This is a genomic window from Streptococcus sp. FSL W7-1342 (assembly GCF_037966635.1).
Lineage (GTDB): Bacteria > Bacillota > Bacilli > Lactobacillales > Streptococcaceae > Streptococcus > Streptococcus salivarius_D.
Window position 1 is genome coordinate 1,195,773 of sequence record NZ_CP150200.1, and the last position, 17,577, is coordinate 1,213,349.

Annotated in this window: 16 protein-coding genes and 1 pseudogene; 3 read left to right on the plus strand and 14 right to left on the minus strand. The window is 32.3% G+C overall.

The window, feature by feature from the left end; genetic code table 11:
- Positions 1-72: 72 nt before the first annotated feature.
- A pseudogene (locus tag NSQ79_RS05290) lies at positions 73-210 on the plus strand (IS110 family transposase); the annotation flags it as partial.
- 318 nt (positions 211-528) lie between these two features.
- On the opposite strand, the gene NSQ79_RS05295 reads toward NSQ79_RS05290, so the two are convergent.
- The 14 genes from NSQ79_RS05295 to NSQ79_RS05360 all read right to left on the minus strand — a co-directional run bounded on the left by NSQ79_RS05295 (position 529) and on the right by NSQ79_RS05360 (position 15,824).
- Positions 529-1,965: a flippase gene (locus NSQ79_RS05295; protein WP_164332311.1), complete on the minus strand. Its 1,437-nt coding sequence runs from the start codon at positions 1,963-1,965 to the stop codon at positions 529-531.
- Positions 1,966-1,967: 2 nt separating this feature from the next.
- Entirely contained in the window at positions 1,968-3,908 is a 1,941-nt protein-coding gene (locus tag NSQ79_RS05300) for an HAD-IA family hydrolase (protein ID WP_049529298.1), read from the minus strand.
- Between the two features lie 8 nt (positions 3,909-3,916).
- Positions 3,917-5,005, minus strand: coding sequence for a UDP-N-acetylglucosamine 2-epimerase (non-hydrolyzing) (gene wecB, locus NSQ79_RS05305; RefSeq protein WP_014633177.1), 1,089 nt, complete (start codon positions 5,003-5,005; stop codon positions 3,917-3,919).
- Between the two features lie 18 nt (positions 5,006-5,023).
- Positions 5,024-5,932: a glycosyltransferase family 2 protein gene (locus NSQ79_RS05310; RefSeq protein ID WP_004182577.1), complete on the minus strand. Its 909-nt coding sequence runs from the start codon at positions 5,930-5,932 to the stop codon at positions 5,024-5,026.
- Positions 5,933-7,030 carry a polymerase gene (locus NSQ79_RS05315; RefSeq protein ID WP_254594391.1) on the minus strand — a complete coding sequence of 366 codons (1,098 nt, stop codon included), beginning with the start codon at positions 7,028-7,030 and terminating at the stop codon, positions 5,933-5,935.
- A gap of 174 nt (positions 7,031-7,204) precedes the next feature.
- Positions 7,205-8,284, minus strand: a complete 1,080-nt coding sequence (locus NSQ79_RS05320; RefSeq protein WP_045769158.1) for a glycosyltransferase — start codon at positions 8,282-8,284, stop codon at positions 7,205-7,207.
- Between the two features lies 1 nt (position 8,285).
- On the minus strand, positions 8,286-9,155 hold the full coding sequence (locus tag NSQ79_RS05325) for a glycosyltransferase (RefSeq protein ID WP_004182580.1): 870 nt from the start codon (positions 9,153-9,155) through the stop codon (positions 8,286-8,288).
- A 4-nt stretch (positions 9,156-9,159) separates the two neighbouring features.
- On the minus strand, positions 9,160-9,981 hold the full coding sequence (locus NSQ79_RS05330) for a LicD family protein (protein ID WP_049529299.1): 822 nt from the start codon (positions 9,979-9,981) through the stop codon (positions 9,160-9,162).
- Positions 9,981-10,721, minus strand: a complete 741-nt coding sequence (locus NSQ79_RS05335) for a WecB/TagA/CpsF family glycosyltransferase (protein ID WP_004182582.1) — start codon at positions 10,719-10,721, stop codon at positions 9,981-9,983. Before NSQ79_RS05335 ends, NSQ79_RS05330 begins: the two co-directional genes overlap by 1 nt.
- Positions 10,722-10,726: 5 nt before the next feature.
- Positions 10,727-12,094: a sugar transferase gene (locus NSQ79_RS05340; protein WP_014633183.1), complete on the minus strand. Its 1,368-nt coding sequence runs from the start codon at positions 12,092-12,094 to the stop codon at positions 10,727-10,729.
- 80 nt (positions 12,095-12,174) lie between these two features.
- Entirely contained in the window at positions 12,175-12,921 is a 747-nt protein-coding gene (locus tag NSQ79_RS05345) for a tyrosine-protein kinase (protein WP_004182584.1), read from the minus strand.
- Between the two features lie 9 nt (positions 12,922-12,930).
- On the minus strand, positions 12,931-13,623 hold the full coding sequence (locus tag NSQ79_RS05350) for a capsular polysaccharide biosynthesis protein (RefSeq protein ID WP_004182585.1): 693 nt from the start codon (positions 13,621-13,623) through the stop codon (positions 12,931-12,933).
- 8 nt (positions 13,624-13,631) lie between these two features.
- A complete protein-coding gene (gene cps4B / locus NSQ79_RS05355) occupies positions 13,632-14,363 on the minus strand; it encodes a capsular polysaccharide biosynthesis protein Cps4B (RefSeq protein WP_096832812.1) in 732 nt (243 codons plus the stop codon).
- The gene (locus NSQ79_RS05360) at positions 14,364-15,824 is read right to left on the minus strand and encodes an LCP family protein (RefSeq protein WP_118186165.1); all 1,461 of its coding nucleotides are present in this window, start codon (positions 15,822-15,824) and stop codon (positions 14,364-14,366) included.
- A gap of 451 nt (positions 15,825-16,275) precedes the next feature.
- On the opposite strand from NSQ79_RS05360, the gene NSQ79_RS05365 reads away from it, so the two are divergent.
- The gene (locus tag NSQ79_RS05365) at positions 16,276-17,037 is read left to right on the plus strand and encodes an IS110 family transposase (protein ID WP_002886742.1); all 762 of its coding nucleotides are present in this window, start codon (positions 16,276-16,278) and stop codon (positions 17,035-17,037) included.
- Between the two features lie 19 nt (positions 17,038-17,056).
- Complete coding sequence (locus NSQ79_RS05370; RefSeq protein WP_045768432.1) at positions 17,057-17,443, plus strand: IS110 family transposase; 387 nt, start codon at positions 17,057-17,059, stop codon at positions 17,441-17,443.
- Positions 17,444-17,577 lie beyond the last annotated feature (134 nt).

The following is a 17,577-nucleotide window of genomic DNA, read 5'->3' on the forward strand; positions in this document are numbered from 1 at the left end:
AATAGAGGCTCTATAATTCTGTAGTGGGTAAAAGTACTGTAGAGATTATAGAGCTTTTTAAGTGTACACAAAAAGTCCCGAAAAAGACAATCGACAATAGCTTCAACTAAGCCACATACGATTGCCTCTATACATCGTCTCATTCGAACAATATATTACCTCATTACGCATAACAAACTTTACGATTACTCTTTGAGCCAAAATCGATAAAGCTGTCTATGCCGTATTATTGTAACACCTTGTTTCAAAAAATACCAGATGAGGTGTTTTTTTAGCATGCCCTTTTATGGATCAAAAAGTGTTAAAAATAAGACAGTAACCTCAGAATAGCTACTGTCTTCTCTCTTTTTTTACTTAAAGCCTTGATAGACTTGACAAACGGTAGAAAAGAGCATTAGTTTTTCGTCACTCACAACAGTTGACAGAGAGCCACTTTTTTCACTTTTAGAATAGCACAATAAAGAACTCATAATACACTACTTATTTTTGATCTTTACGAAAAAAATTTACTTTTTTATTATATATAGTCTACTTTAAATTCCCAAATACATTCTTTATTGTTTTATCCCTAAGTAAAAGAAGTAAAGAAACATAAATTAAAAAGAACAACAAGCCTGATACAGTTAACTGAATAAGAGCATCCTTATAAATAAAAAGTGACCTAGTTAATAATAATATTAAAGCTGAAATAATAGCTGAAAAAATAAATTTAAAGATTGAGCTAACAGAGATACTTTTTTGTAAGAAATCTATAGAGTATTTAACCTGTATAACCATCTGAGTAATCTCTGCAAACAAGGTTGCTAAGCCTCCCCCTAAGATTCCATATTTCGGCATGAGCAAAAAATTTAATATTAAATTAACAAATGCACCACTGCTTACTGCAAGCATAAAATATTTTTCTCGTCCTGTCGGAATCAAAATTTGATTTCCAGTAATATTTGAAAAGCCTGAAATTAACAATATAGGCATTAGAACTTGCATAGTTAATGTTGCATCTAGATATTTATTACCTCCTAAAAGTAATATACTATCTCTTGCTTCGATTAGAAAAAAAACAGTTAATGGTATTGATATGAAAAAAATCACTGAAATGGATTCTCGTAAAACTTCTTTAAATTTTGAAATATCTTTCTGACTAATATAGAACGAAAAGCGAGGTAATAAAACAGTGCTAATAGAAGTAACTAATGATAGTAAAATCCATTTAACTTTAGTAGCAACTGAATAAAGACCGACTGCTGAATTACCACTAATAAACCCTAACATCACCGTGTCTAAGTTTGTATATACATTTACTGCCAAAAGAGATGCGAATAAATACCACATGGGTTTTAGATGATGTTTGAATTTAAGATCATTTCTTAATTTAAAAGATATAAATTTCCTACTTTGAAGAATATTTAAGATATTAGAACTTAATATAGAAAATAAAGTTATACTAGCATATACGATATAATCGTTGGGCTTTTTAACCAATAAAAAAGTAAGAATCAATGATATAAACTTTAATAAGATTGACCTTTTTGTTATATAAGAATATTCTTCTATACCACTGTAAAACCAATTAAGTGAAAAAGGTGAAGCCAATACAGTAACACAAGTAATGACTAACAACCCCATTTCAGATCTTAATTGTTCTATCCCCATTGCTAATAACAATAGTAAAACTGAAACAATGATTGCCATAAATAAATTAACTAATAATAACTCTTGAAATACTTTAGTTAATTTATTTTTATCATTACGAACCTTTGCAATAGCACGAATACCATAGGTAGAAATTCCGAGCGATGCTACTAAAGTACAGTAACTACTGATTGAAGTGAAAAAAGAAGTTACCCCAACTCCAGTGGGGTTTAAAACTCTAGAAATGTACGGAAAAGTAATTAGAGGAAAAACAATATTTGACAAAGTTAGTAAAACATTCAATATTGCATTAATTTTAATTGATTTCTCTTTCATTATTATATTCCATTTCTCAATTTCAAAATAAAGCGTTTTAAAAAGAAGACGAAATAACAATACAGTTTTGAGAAAATTTTCCCAAAACTTATCTTATAAAAAGCCATATATGCAAAATCGACCCAAAGAAAGTCCATCTTTAAAAGAAATAATGATTTCTTTGAAAGTCTTACTTTCTTTTTTATAACAACTTCACCAAAATTTTCTATTACATTATCACGTAATCTTTCCTTTAAAAGGTATAATTTAGGAGCGAAGATACATTCCTTTTTTAAAGAATTAATAATAAATAAATTATAATAATCATACGGAAGTTTACAAGAATTACTATACCCTTCCAATAAAGTTTTAAATCCCGTAATCATATTTTCTTGGTAGCTATGTACCATTTCATAAACTTTAACATGTTTCCGGTCATTATCAAGGATTGGAATTACTTTTCCATTAGTTGACTTATACGCAATTGTCGGGCCATGATCAGCTACAAAAATATCCTCATAAAATTCATAATTTCTACTAATAATATCAAAAAACTCCGTCTTCTCAGGAAAATCATTAAACATTATACCGAACTTATTCTTTTTCGAAATGTTATCATTATTTTGATATTTAAGACCAAAATAATACCCTATAATAATTTTATCAGATAACGCCCTTTGAATATTATCTTGAATTGTACCTTTCCAACCTATATCAACCAAATAAATAGTATCATCACTAGTTAAACTATTCACATAATCTCTAAAATTCGAGCTCTTTGATTTCTCAAACATATATCTCTTAAGAAAAACAGGGTTGGATTTCAGTAACTCTAAAAGCTTGGAATTTTTTTCAAGAGTCTCCTTAATTTCAACTCTTAAATCACCAGCTATCTGTTTAATCTCTTCATCTGAAAAATTTAAATTCAGAAGAAAATTTTCTAAACTAATTTTTTTATATTGTCTAAAAATGATATCAAAATCTTCAACATCAGGATTAGTTAAAGATGGAATTAACGTTGAACGTCTCGAAACATAAAAATAATATGTTTGAATCTTATTCTTATGTAAAAAAGTACTTTGATAAAGATCAAATAATTTCTTTAATAACTGACCTTCACGTGAACAGAATAAAACTTTGGTCACTCTATCCTTTGTAAGTTGAACATGTAATTTCGAAACAAAATATAAAATGTCTGCTAAGAATCCATTAAATGGAGCATCCTCGGCATCGGAAAAAAGAACATCTTTATAAAGTTTCTCAAGTCCTTTATCGTCAATTAAACTATCTTCAACTGGAGTATACTCTCTAAAATATGCGTTTAACCCTAAATTACTGGGATTGACAAAGTCAGAGATATAATTATCTCCAATCATAGTTACTTGGTGAGGCTCCAGTCCTGTTATAGATAAGAATTTTTCAAACAACCTACCACTAGATTTACGTGCATTATATTCGCTAGAAACTATAATATCTTCGAAATAATGTTTTATACCTAAATGTTCCAAAATCTTACCTATAAGCTTACTATCGGCATAGAAATCGGAAATAACGTATAATTTTTTCCCATTTTCATAATGAAACTTTATAATATCTAAAATTTCATTATCTATATAAATATGCTCTATTTCTAAAAGTACTTCTAACTCTTTCGAAAACTCAACAAAATCTTCAATATCAGGAAAATATTCTGATTTAGAAAGGTTCTTTAACCTATTATAAAGCTCAGATAAGAGATCTTGATAAGCAACTTCTTCAAAGCCATTACTTTTTTTTTCAGTTTCAATTTTCTTTCTTATTTGATAAATTACAGATGGACTAATCGAAAATCTTAAATAGCACGAAACCTCTTTGGCCCACTTAAATAAAATAATTTCAGGATTACAATCACGATGAACAATAGTATCAAAGAAATCGAATGCGACAATGTTGGTCTTAATTTTTTTATAATCAATTACAGACATCATTTCACCTAATTATCTAATAAAATTTTAACAATCTGTTTACAAGCCGTACCATCACCATAAGGATTGCTAGCTTCACTCATTTTATTGTACTCAGTTTGATCTTCCAGCAATCGCTTGAAATTATTATAGATGTTTTCCTCACTTGTTCCAACTAATTTCAAGGTTCCGGCAGCGACACCTTCAGGACGTTCTGTTGTATCTCGCATCACTAACACAGGTTTGCCTAACGAAGGTGCTTCTTCCTGAACGCCACCTGAATCCGTTAAAATCATATAACTTTGGTTCATGAAATTATGAAAATCAATCACTTCCAAAGGTTCAATAATTTTCATTCGTTCATTATTTCCAAATACTTTATTGGCTAATTCACGAACTTTGGGATTCTTATGAATCGGATAAACCACCTTCACATCTTCGAATTCATCCAAAATACGATTGACCGCTCGGAACATATGCTCCATTGGTTCACCCAGATTTTCACGACGATGCGCTGTCAACATAATGAGCTTACTTCCTTTGGCCCAATCTAAAATAGGATGGCTATAATCATTTTGAACTGTAGTCTTCAAGGCATCAATTACAGTATTCCCAGTAACGAAAATGTTCTTTCGACCTTCTCTCACTAGGTTTTCTTTTGAAACCTCTGTAGGAGCAAAGTTGTAATCAGAAACTATAGACGTTGCTTGACGATTAAATTCTTCTGGAAACGGACTATGTAAATTATAAGTTCGAAGGCCTGCCTCAACATGCCCTACTTTAATACCTTTATAAAATGCTGCTAGAGCTGTTACAAAGGTCGTCGTTGTATCACCATGAACTAGAACAATATCTGGTTTTTCTTCATCTAAAACTGATTGTATTTTATCTAAAATAGATGTTGTTATTGTAAATAGTGTCTGATTGGTTTTCATGACACCTAGGTCATAATCAGGTATAATCTTAAAAACATCTAAAACTTGTTCTAGCATTTCCTTGTGTTGACCAGTAACGCACACTACTGTTTCAATAGTAGTATGCTGTTTCAGTTCTTTAACTAAGGGACACATTTTAATCGCTTCTGGGCGCGTTCCAAAAACCAACATTACTTTTTTCATTTTACACCTTCCAATATATTAATCATTTTCAATCACAATAAACGGATATTTCGAATCAATTACTCCTCTTATACCATCAACGTAATACCTAATAATCTTAATATTTTTTTCTTTTCCTAAAAGAAGACGATAAGTAAATCTAAAAAGTAGATACATCAGAAATCTAATATATTTAATTTTGCTATTTATATTTCTTTTAACGAAAACTACTTTATTTCTATTCATCAAATACTCTTGTAATCCATTTATAGCATTAATAGATACCGATCCCTTGTGGTAAATATAGTAGTCCGTTAGACATATATTTTTAAACCCTTGTTCTTTGGCCTTGTAACACCACTCGGTCTCCTCATAAAATAAAAAATAACTCTCCGGTATATACCCTAACTTTTTAAGAACTTCAGTTCTGAATAACATACAGGCACCACCGATATAATCGCTCTCAACAATGGGAGGTAATTTTCTTCTTGAAACTTTATTATTTTTCAGATTAACGTATCCTTTTTCAATACAAATATCACCTCCAGTAGATTGAACTAAATCATCATCTTTATATTCCACAAGTGCTGGACTTATAAAAGCAATTGAACTATCATTCTTCAAGAAATCAACACAGGGTGTTAAAAAATCAATATCAATAACAGTATCATTGTTTAATATACATATATATATATATCCTCGGCTTTCAGCAATTTTTATACCAATGTTGTTACCATTAGCATATCCTCGGTTCACCTTATTGGGAATAATTTCAACATCATTCAAGCATTTTCTCAATTGACTAACACTATCATTAGAAGAGTTATTATCAACTACAATAATGTCGTACATATCACGTCGAATCGTTGACTGTAAACTATGAATACAATTAATCGTATCGGTGTAATTATTATAATTTAGAATGATAAAACATACTTTATTTAACATTTATCTCTCCTTAGTCAACTGATAATCATAAAAGAATATTAATGCAAAGATCAACACTAAAGAGTAAATCCTCTGACTACCAAATATGTTTAATGATGCGGCAGTTACCAATATGTTAGTCAACAAACCTATAAATAGAGAACATTCACATATATATTTTTTATTCTTTGTTCTTCTTATCAAGGTCACCAATTTATATATCAAATAACCATATAAAAAGAAAGAAAGTATTCCAAATTGAACGAAAAGTTCTACGAATCCCAAGTCGTCAAGATACATCTGAACCATACCGGGACCAAACAGTATAGAAAAACTATTTGCGTTTAAGGAGGTTAATATACCTAATCCGTATATCCAATGATTGTCTCTCAACAAACTCAAATAATACTTAAGTTCCCAATATCTAAATCCTAAGCCCAAATCAGTAGATCCATTATTAAACAGATTAATATACCCTTTTATCAAGTCTAAGCCACCAGTTAATAAAAAGCATACTATTCCTGCAATAATACAAAAAAGATAAAAATGCATATAAGGTTTTTTATAGTATAAATACATTAAAAACATTGATAACAACTGAGGGAAGATTAACATACGAGTTTGATTTACAAAAACTACAAAAATCATCATAAAAAGTAGTTTATAAAAATACTTTCTTTCACCATACTTTAAGAAAAAGTAAAAGGATAAAAAAAGTGCTATAGAAATTAGAGGTGTGCCATCAATTCGAATAGAAGTTTCATTTCTATACCATAACTTTCCAAACTCCATCAATATTTTTGGAAACAATTGAAATTTAAGTAATGAAAATGACAGCCATGATATAAAACGAATAACCAATGAAACAAGTAAAATGTTTATTGTATTATCAATTACTCGTTTCATCTTTTTTTCATTATTCCCAAATAAATAAATTAAAGTAAAGAATAATAAAACCCAAATATATTGTCTTATAGCATAAAAATATTCGATAAATGAATAAGAATAAGAACTTGCGGCTTTTATCGATGAAAATAATACACACAAAATATATGCAGCACCAAAAAAAAACGCAGACCTAGATATATACCTTCTATTAGCTATTAAAAGTGGAAGCATAAGGACAATAATAAAAATAGAGATAAGTGTAAGTAAATTCCTATGAATAAATAAACTTACATTTAAAAACAAGAATAATCCCACCGAAAATGCTACAGAAATGTAATACAACAGCTCCATTAATTCTATACGAAAGCTTCTCAATTTTTCCTCCCAGAATATGTTAAATACAGATTATAATTTTTCAATCAATGCTTCTATTCTTGAAATTCGATTTTCCCAACTATTACAATTCAAGAAATCTTCTCTCATCTTTTCATTGTATTTAATTTCTTTTGATTGCATTAATATTTCAAGCTGACTCTTAAATTCGTCATAACCATCGTAAGAATAAGTAAATTTACTAAATCTTTCTATCTCCTTATAACTTATCGTCAAGATATCCTTATTAAAGTTTATGTACTCATACAATTTTACGGGATCAACTGCTTCCACAATATCATTTAATTTAAATGGCATAATCAACGCATCAGCATCTTTGATATTAGAATAGATATCTTTGTGATCTACACTACCAACATACTTTATTCTTTCATTTTCGGGAATTGTAACTCCACTTACTGGTCCTATCAAACGATATTCAATATTCTTAAAATCTTTTAAACTTTTCAACAAAATATCGAAATCAAACCAATGACTTATTGTACCAACATAAGCTAAAACATATTTTTTTGCTTTTCTTTTTTCAGCCGGAACATCCAATACATCTCCATTATAGCCGTTTCTAACAACTTCAATTTTAGACTCATCTAGTACCTCTTGATAATCTTTCAACAGATTTGATAGTAATCTTTCACTAGATACTAAAATTAGATCTGCCCTAGCAATTAATTTAGTTTCAAGTTTCTTGATTCGTTGCTGCTCGTTATTTTCAGTAATGAAAGCAGTATGATAATCCATACAGTCATAAATGACCTTTCCTTTATAGTTATTATCAAATTTCTCAAATTGATTAGGATGTGTTAAATAAACAATATCTGGATCAAACTTTCTAGCTACTTTTTTTATCTTTCGGGAAACAATCCAATCATTTACTGCCTTAAGTTTTGCAAATCTAGTTACAAAGGGGATACTATAAATTCGAGAAAGCTTCACACTATTTTCATTCCTATTTAGAGTAAGACCTTTTCTATTATACCAATACCGATAAAGAACTTCCACATGGTGATTCTTAGACAATCCTTCTGCAATAAAGTGAGGTCGTTGTTTTATCCAATTCCACTCAACGTTCATTACATAAAGTATTTTTTTCATGTTATTTTTCCTTCCCCATCAATTCTAAGAAATAACTAGTAGATTCAAAATTACACTTGTTTGAAAAGATGGTTTTTTCTACCAAATTTGAATATACCTGATTTGTCGCAACATTTTGATGATGGAGAACTTTAATCTCTGGTGTATATAAACGCTTGTATCCTTTTTTTTCACATTCATAGTCCAGAATTTCTGTTTCAAAATAGAAAAACGTATTTGGATTAAAAGCAAACTCCTCATTTTTTATATAATCTTTAGAGTATACGATAAAAGAGCCATGTAAAATTGGATTTACGACGGTTTTCTTATAATTGGTTTCTGAGTTTCTTCTTTTCTGATAGATAAGTGTTCGTAATTTTTTACTTGCTTTAAGCCAACACTTTATTTTCAAAGAAAGACTAATCTGACTTTCTTTTTTAAATTTTTGATTCAGTTTCTTGACTTCATCATAAGTATAATGCGAACATCGTTTTGGATTCTGATGAAGATGATAAGTCGTTGAATAAATATCAGGACCGAGTAAATGAAATTTTTCTCGCTCATATATTTCACTAACTTTTTCCTCAAAATTGTTAGTTTCTATTTCTACATCATTGTTCATAATGACAATAAAATCCGGTTTATATTTGAATTTAGAATATTGATAAGCGACATTATTTCCTCTAGCAAATCCTAAATTTTTATCATTTATTAACACATCAATTTCTTCATCATCTTTATAAAATTCCTGTAACTGTTCACCTGTTCCGTTATTTGAGAAATTATCAATGATGATTATTTTTTTCTGATTGCAATTACTTTCCTGTATAGATTTCACACAAGAAACCGTCTCATCATAAACCTTGTAATGTAAAATAATATAACAAAACAAATTCTTACCCTCCTATATGCGACTTTCTATCTTCTTCAGCAGGTTCTTCGTAATAATAGTTTTCACCATACAACCTCTTCAGATAACTATCATAATCAGACGGAACTCTATACTCTATGTCTTCAAATCTCAAAAAAACACCTTTTCCCCAAATATCGGAAGGCATCACTTCTTTAGTGAATAAAGAAGCATTTACTGTACCAGCATAATGTTGTTTCTTCCAATCATATCGCTTATACAACCTATCCAGTCGGTTGTATACTGAATTTTGAGGAAACAGTTTTGCAAAACCTAATTTTTTAAATAATCCAATCAGCAATTTCTGCTTTTTAGAATGCATATCAATATGATCGCCTTTATAAGTTGTTCCCAAACTAGCTAAAAAACGGTACCAATACACTTTAAGGTAATACACCTTTCTGACTAAACTATTGTTAGGAGCGCCATCAAGAGGTATGATATCAATAAGATGCAAGCCAAGATTTGTATTCCTGGGTAGTCCCAATTTTATTCTCTCATCTTCAAGTAGAAAAAGACGTGGAAAATAACAGTGTAATTCTTCACAATACTGATGACAAAGAACCTGATACTTACCTGCAATTATTTTATTTTCAAAAATTTGTGGTAGCTGATCATAATCTTCTCTGGGAACGGCAATATCCACATCATCATCCCAAGGGATAAACCCTTGGTATTTAACTGCTCCCATCACACTTCCGCCTCTCAAGAAGAACATTAGATTATTTTCTTTACAAATCTTGTTGAATTCTTTTAAAGCATCCAGCTCAATTTCTTGAATTTTTTTTAAGACTTCAAACTGTCCCATTATTTCACCCGCTTTTTCTCTTTTACAACTTTATAAATAAAACTAACATTTCCCACAAAATAACGCTTAAAGAGCCGTTTGGGTTCATTGGCCACACGAAACAACCACTCTAAATTTGCTTTCTGCATCCACATTGGCGCGCGCTTGATATGACCTGATAGGACATCAAAACTTCCTCCAACTCCCATAAACACAGAGTTTACTCCATTATCCATAAACTTCTGGATCAAGTACTCCTTTTTAGGAGAAGTAATGCCGACAAAGACAAAATCTGGATTTTTTTTTCGAATATCTTCTTGAATAATTTCTTCCTCTTCAGCAGAAAAATAACCATTTCGATGGCCAACTACCTGTAAATTCGGATAATTCTTTTTAAAAATGGCCAACATATCGGTTAAGACTTCTTCTTTTGCTCCAAAGAAGTAGACAGAGTAACCTTTTTTATTGGCTAGAACAAGCAGTTCTTGCATCAAATCAATCCCAGCTACACGCTCAGGTACTGAGTATCCTAAATAGCGAGCAGCGATTACAACAGAAGCTCCATCTGCATTGATAACCTCAGACTCGTTGACAATCCTCTTTATCTCGTCATCAGAGTGACACTGGTTTATTTTATCAGCATTCACTCCCATTAAGTGAAGGGGCCTCTTATCTGAAACAAATTGTTCCACAACACTAATCGTTTCATTCATTGTTAATGGATCAATATTAATGCCAAGTAATTGAATTCTGTTTTTCATACTATTTATTTTGCTCCATCTTTCATTACTACAACTTTAATCGTTTTCAGTAAGATTTGAATATCTCGCCAGATTGTCCACCCATCCATATAAGCAACATCCAGTTTAACAACCTCATCAAAGTCAGTGATTTCACTTCGTCCACTTACTTGCCAAAGACCTGTGATACCAGGTTTAAAACTTAAACGACGTTTCTGTTCAGGTGTATATTTTTCATACTCATCAACTGTTGGAGGACGTGTCCCAACCAAGCTCATATCCCCTTTTAATACATTCCAAAATTGTGGAAGTTCATCTAAGCTAGTTCTCCGAATAAAATGCCCAATTTTTGTAATACGGGGGTCATTGTCTATTTTAAACATCCCCCCCTTCATTTGATTTTTATCCATCAATTGCTTTTTAATTTCCTCAGCATCAACACGCATTGAGCGGAATTTATAAAATCTAAAAATACGTCCATTCTGTCCAACACGATTCTGTACAAAGATAGCTGGTCCTCCGTCTTTTCGAATAAGAGGGTAAAGAAATACTCCTGCAACCCCACAAATTACAAGGCCAACTAAAGATCCTACAATGTCGAGCAAACGTTTTGCAAGTACGTCAACATAACTATAGAATTGAGCAGAGAATGTAATAACATTAAAAGGCCCTAGTTGTTGTAATCGTTTTTCACTCTCACTCAAAAACTCGATCACATTAATATTGATAGATACAGGGATACCCATTAATTCAAACGAAGAGATAAAATCCCATATCTTATACTTCTCACTTGGGAGATTAACAAACACCTCATCTACCACTGAATGAGTCGCATATTCAGTAAGATTTTCCTTGGATAAAGTTTTTAAAATAGGATCTGAAAAATTTGGATCATCTAGGACACAAACTGCTGTGATTTTACCATCCATATTATCTCTCATCCGACTCAAGACAGTATCCAATCTAGCTCTGTCAGTAATTAAAAGAATATTTTTATTAGCTTTACGACGCGTATAAATTGAAGATCTAAAAATTTTTAAACACGTATTTGTTATATAGAGAAACAAAGCATTTAGAACAACAAAAAAGAGGAGACCTCGGCGAGATATAGAAAAACCACCGTCTGAAAAAAAGGATATAAACGTAGCAATCAATACAAATAATAAACTATATTTAAATGTCGCCACAAATTCTTGTAAATATCCTCTATACTTGAGATTATTATGGTAGTTACTTAAATAATATGTCAACATATGAATTACAGCTAATAGTACTATACTACTTTTGCCAATCTCTGAATAAGGAATTTTACTGACTCCCCATGCAACAAAAGCAACTACTATCAACTGGACCATACCAATCTCAAAACGACGTATATCTTGTTTTTCTTTCACCTTAAACTCCTTCTCTTCCTTTTAATAATTTACTTGGAAGTTATGAAAAAGTTGCCTTCCCCCTTTCAACTTTTACAGTTCTATCCTCTCTTTCGACGATGTTTTCTCGACTTGTTTTCAGTATGTTTATCGCCTCCATACTCTCCATAAGACCCGTATGAGCCATAAGATCCATATGAACCGTACTTATCAATCGCTAAATCCACCTTATTCAAAACAACACCAAGAAACTCTGATCCACTTTGTTGCAATTGTTCTACAGCCTTAGTAACAAAACGGCGCTTAATTCTTCCAGCTGCTGTAACCAGTAGACTAGCATCTGCTTGGTGTGCAATAATAACAGCATCAATCACCAAACCAATTGGTGGCGTGTCAATGATAACGTAATCATATTGAGCACGAACAATCTCTAATAATTGTACAAAATTATCATTTTGTAACAGACTTGTTGGATTTGGTGGCACTGGACCTGACGAAAGAACATGAAGTCCGGGAACATCAGTTTCACAAATCACTTCGCCTAATGAAGCATTCCCAGATAAGAAGTTAGACAACCCCTTATAAGGTTCATTTGACTTAAATGTTCCTGACAATACAGAATTACGCGTATCCGCATCGATAAGAAGTGTCCTAAGACCAACACTAGCAAAGGAAATTGCTAAATTAACAGATGTTGTTGATTTTCCTTCACCAGGTTGAACAGAGCTTACTGCAATCACTTTAAAATTTGCACCAGAAAACTGGATATTTGTACGAATAGCGTTATAATACTCTTCCGTCTTTTTAGCAAAGTCTGCTTTTGATTTAACTAACTTTAATAAAGGCATTTCTTCTCCTTAAATTTTATCTGTATCAGGAACAATTCCAAGAAGTGTCATTTCAAGCACGTCTTCAACATCTTCAGGGCGACGAATACGATCATCTAAAACTTCACGAACTAACACAGCCACAATTGCTACAAAACCACCCAGAATAGCACCAAGTAACACGTTCCGTTTAATATTTGGTGAAGATGGTGAAGATGGCAACTTAGCCTCTTCAAGTGTTGTGACATCTTCAACTTTAGTTACAGTTTTAATTTTTTTAGACGCTACCTCACGTACTTTATTAGCAAGCACTTGAGCATCTTGACCAGTTTTGGCTTTTACTGAGATTGAAATAAGACGAGTATCTGTAGGAATATTAACTGAAACCATTTTAGACAGTTCTGCCTCACTCAAATTCAACTTTTCATCTTTAATAACTTCTGATAATACATCATTTGATGTAATAATCTCTTTATAGTCATTTACCAAATAGGTACCAGCTTGCAAATCTTGAGCAGAAAGATTCTTATTATCTGTTGCCTGATTAACAACATAGATACGCGTTGTTGATGTATATGTTGGTTGGATAAAGAAATAAGTACCTAAGAAACTGAAAGCAGCGAAATAAAAAGCTGTGAAAAGAATCAAAAGCTTCTTCGTCCAAAGTTTATGTAGCAATGCTAGTACGTCGATTTCAACACTTTTAGTGTTATCTTGATTCATAATATCTCCTATAAATATTGATTTTCTAGTAATGTTTTGGGATTTTCAATAAAAAGATTCTTAGCACGTTTGGGGCCGTAGTTCTTTTTAACAATTTCATAAGCATCTTTCATAAACGGTGGTCTCGGCCCAAGATTATGCATGTCGCTAGCAACCATATGAACCAAATTTTTCTCCAAGAAAAAGCGAACACGTTTCTTTCTTACTTTATCTTTATCTCCAAAGAGCTTTGGTTTTAGAACATGTGAACTATTGACTTGAGTATAGCACCCCATATTGATGATTTCTCGAACACGATCAGCATTTTCTTCGAGGGCATCATAGCGTTCAATATGAGCAACAATTGGTGTTACCCCTGCTCGTAAAACATTGCTAAGCCCAGTATGAATTTCTTTCCAAGATGTGCGAGCACTAAACTCAATCAAAGCAAATTGAGTGTTGTGCATGCGTGGAATGAGATTCTTTTCAAGCTTCTCCACAATGTCGGAGGTGTAATAAAGTTCACCACCATAAAAAATAGTTAAGTCTGGATAAAGTGCTTCAGCTTCTTCTTTTACTTTTTTAAAGTTTGCAAAGATTTTATCCTCTGGTGTTTCAAACATTCCCTTACGACGATGAGATGTTGAAACAATCGTACGCACTCCTTGCGCAAAGCTTTCGCCAATGAGGTCAAGACTTTCTTCTAAAGTTTTAGGACCATCATCAACATCAAAAACAATATGTGAGTGAACGTCAATCACTTATTTTTCCTCCATCAATTTTTTGATAGCTTGAGAGGCGCTTTCTACACTAGAATCATCCAGTTTCATCATGTAGAGACTAGAATTTGGCATCGCATAAGAGGTCAATTGTCCAGTTGAACCTGTACCTGTTACTGCTTGAGAAGCCACCGTAAATTTAGAACCTGAATCAAGTTGTGTATTGGCCAAAGCATTAATGGTATCTAAAGACATATTCGTTTGAACAGAGTCTTGAAGATTATTAACGATTGAAGTAAAGTTTGATACAGAATTTAGTGAAGCCAACTTGTTTACAATCGCAGAAATCACTTTCTCTTGGTTTTTACCACGATCATTATCGCCTCCATTCAAACTATAACGCTCACGAACAAAGCCAAGGGCTTGTTCAGAATTCATTTGGATATCTCCCACTGGGAAATCAAACTTCCCATGAAGACTCGTGAAGGCTTGATCATTATGAACTGTCACACCACCAAGTTGGTCAATCAGTTTAAGGAAAGATGTGAAGTTAATTCGTGCATAGTAATCAATCTTAATGCCATAAAGATTTTCCAGAGTTTGTTCAGACGTTTCAACGCCATAAATACCTGCGTGGGTTAATTTATCATACTGGTCTGCCCCACCACCAGGAATCTTAACGTATGCATCACGTGGAGTAGTCGTCAAGAGAATCTTATGTGTGTTCATGTTAACTGTCATAATGATATTGACATCTGAACGTGACACTGTTGAAATTGAACCGTAGGTATCAATACCACTAATATAAATATTGAAGACTTTTGAATCTACTTGTTTTGCAGAGTTGTTATTCTTCGTTTTAATTTTATAAGTATAGATTGTTTTTAGATGTGAAGCATAGTTACTATCAACAGACTCTAGTAGGCTTGCATAAGAACCACTCAAGACCATAGCTTTAGATTTGCCAGACTTAAGATTGTCATATGCTTCTTGATATGAAGCAACATCATCAACTTTGACATCAACTTTTTTATCTTTTTTTAGAGCTGACATCAAAGTGTCGACATTGTTCTTATCAACCTTAGTAGGTGCCTGTACGGTAGTAAGCTGATTCACATCTTTGATGTCACTATCCTTAGGAACAACAACGCTCATTTCAACTTCTGAAAATGCTGCCGTTTGATTCATACGGTTAGTGATATCAATCATTTGTTTAAAACCAAAGACACCGACCAAAGAAATAAGTGAAAAAACTACTAAAATAATAGTAGTCACTAGCGTTGATTTTTTAGCTTTCTGAAGGAAGATGCTAATGGCAAGAACTACCAATAAACCAATAGTGATAATAATGTTCAAAAACCTAAATGATAGGAAATTATAATTGAACATAATGAATAACAAAAATGCTACTAAAACAGTATACAGAATAGTCAACCCGATGTTAACCATTCCCCACATTTTTTTACCCGTTCGTTTCTGCTTACGATTCGTACGCGAACTCATATAAAATGCTCCTAAATATTAAAATTAGATATTTCCCACAGTAATTATAACATTACTATAACTTTATTTCAATTGTCATTCTTTTTTAAAAAGAAGAAACCGTATTCAATGAGGGTATTGAGCTTTTATTATCTACCTTTTTTTGTTATTTTATAAGCTTTTTTTCACATTTTTAAAATTTAATTTTGAATTGTCAGTTAATTGTTATAATTTTTCCATCAAAAAAGCTCTAAGCAGGCTTAGCCTGCTAACTCATGACAGAAAAGAAAGTTCGGCTTATAATGAAGGTGAACAATACCAATCCGTTGTCTTTAATAGGGCTTTGCCTAGCCTGTATCAAAAACTGGATGAACAAGAGTCATGAGATAACTCGAATATGCCTTGAGCATGAAAATAAAATTACTAATATCCTCTTGTTCTATTGTTCAATAGTTAACAGGAGGTTTTTGTAATGGAAGTTATGATTGAAACTTGTTGTGGAATTGATGTCCACCAAAAGTCTATCGTTTGTTGTATTCTAGATGGTCCACTAGAAAGCAATAAACCTAAAAAGATTCAGAAAAAATTTGGTACAACAACTATAGCTCTCCAAAACGCCTTAGATTGGTTATTGGAAAATCACGTCACACATGTCTTTTTTGAAAGCACTGGCCAATATTGGGTACCACTCTTTAATATATTCTCAGACTCAGAACTCAATTTGATATTAGCTAACCCCCAACATATTAAGAATGTGCCTGGTCGAAAAACAGACATGAAAGATGCCGAATGGATTGCACAGCTCGGACGTTGTGGACTTATTGAGCCATCTTACATTCCAAGCCCTGAAGTGATGCAGTTACGTTTACTCACTCGTAGGTTACGTTCTTACAAACAACGTCAAACTCAAATAAAGAATGAGATTCATAACCTCTTACAACGTGCTAATATCAAACTAACCAGCTATCTTTCTGATATCTTCTCTAAGACAGGACAGTCTCTTTTAACGCTCTTTATCAATGGGGAACTCATTGATTATGACAATGTGACAGCTTGTATTCACAAGCATGTCAAAGCAAGTCCCGAAGAATTAATGGAGGCCATGAATGGGAAGTTGTCACTGGAGGATCGATTTCTCTTGGAGCAAAGCCTAGAAGAATATCAATTGTATCAAAAACTCATGAATAAATTAAGGAGTGAAATAATAGCTTATATCGAAAAGGAGTTTCCCTGAAGAAAATAGATTACTTCAAATGATTCCTGGTGTGAGTGAAACTTGTGCAGCCACTATTTTAGCTGAGATTGGACCAGATGTGAAGGCTTTTCAATCAGACGCACACTTAGCTTCTTGGGCTGGGCTCTGCCCAGGATCTTATGAAAGTGCTGGCATTAAAAAATCCTCACATATCACGCAAGGAAATCGATATATCAAACAGGCTTTGACCATGTCGGGATTGATTGCGGCTCACTCTAAAGACAATGCGTTTTCATCTTTTTATAGCAAAATTTCCCAAAGAGGAAGTAAGATGAAAGCCGTCATTGCTTGCGCACATAAGCTGCTTCGTATCATTTACAAAATTCTCGCAACACACCAAGAATACGACAAAGAAAAAGTGCTAGGACTGAGGCAACAGTTCTAACACCGAAAATTTAAAAAATCTCAATTACAGTATAGCACAAGAAGAGTTTTTTGCGCTATTTTTAATGTTTTTTTCAAATAAAAGCTCGCGAAACTTGACTTTCTAAAATCCAAGATAAGGCCCCTTTTTTTATA

Coding starts and splice junctions, on each gene's coding strand:
- NSQ79_RS05295 (WP_164332311.1), bottom strand. CDS start 1,965: ATGAAAGAGAAATCAATTAAAATTAATGCAATATTGAATGTTTTACTA.
- NSQ79_RS05300 (WP_049529298.1), bottom strand. CDS start 3,908: ATGTCTGTAATTGATTATAAAAAAATTAAGACCAACATTGTCGCATTC.
- wecB (WP_014633177.1), bottom strand. CDS start 5,005: ATGAAAAAAGTAATGTTGGTTTTTGGAACGCGCCCAGAAGCGATTAAA.
- NSQ79_RS05310 (WP_004182577.1), bottom strand. CDS start 5,932: ATGTTAAATAAAGTATGTTTTATCATTCTAAATTATAATAATTACACC.
- NSQ79_RS05315 (WP_254594391.1), bottom strand. CDS start 7,030: ATGCTTCCACTTTTAATAGCTAATAGAAGGTATATATCTAGGTCTGCG.
- NSQ79_RS05320 (WP_045769158.1), bottom strand. CDS start 8,284: ATGAAAAAAATACTTTATGTAATGAACGTTGAGTGGAATTGGATAAAA.
- NSQ79_RS05330 (WP_049529299.1), bottom strand. CDS start 9,981: ATGGGACAGTTTGAAGTCTTAAAAAAAATTCAAGAAATTGAGCTGGAT.
- NSQ79_RS05335 (WP_004182582.1), bottom strand. CDS start 10,721: ATGAAAAACAGAATTCAATTACTTGGCATTAATATTGATCCATTAACA.
- NSQ79_RS05345 (WP_004182584.1), bottom strand. CDS start 12,921: ATGCCTTTATTAAAGTTAGTTAAATCAAAAGCAGACTTTGCTAAAAAG.
- NSQ79_RS05350 (WP_004182585.1), bottom strand. CDS start 13,623: ATGAATCAAGATAACACTAAAAGTGTTGAAATCGACGTACTAGCATTG.
- NSQ79_RS05360 (WP_118186165.1), bottom strand. CDS start 15,824: ATGAGTTCGCGTACGAATCGTAAGCAGAAACGAACGGGTAAAAAAATG.
- NSQ79_RS05365 (WP_002886742.1), top strand. CDS start 16,276: ATGGAAGTTATGATTGAAACTTGTTGTGGAATTGATGTCCACCAAAAG.
- NSQ79_RS05370 (WP_045768432.1), top strand. CDS start 17,057: ATGATTCCTGGTGTGAGTGAAACTTGTGCAGCCACTATTTTAGCTGAG.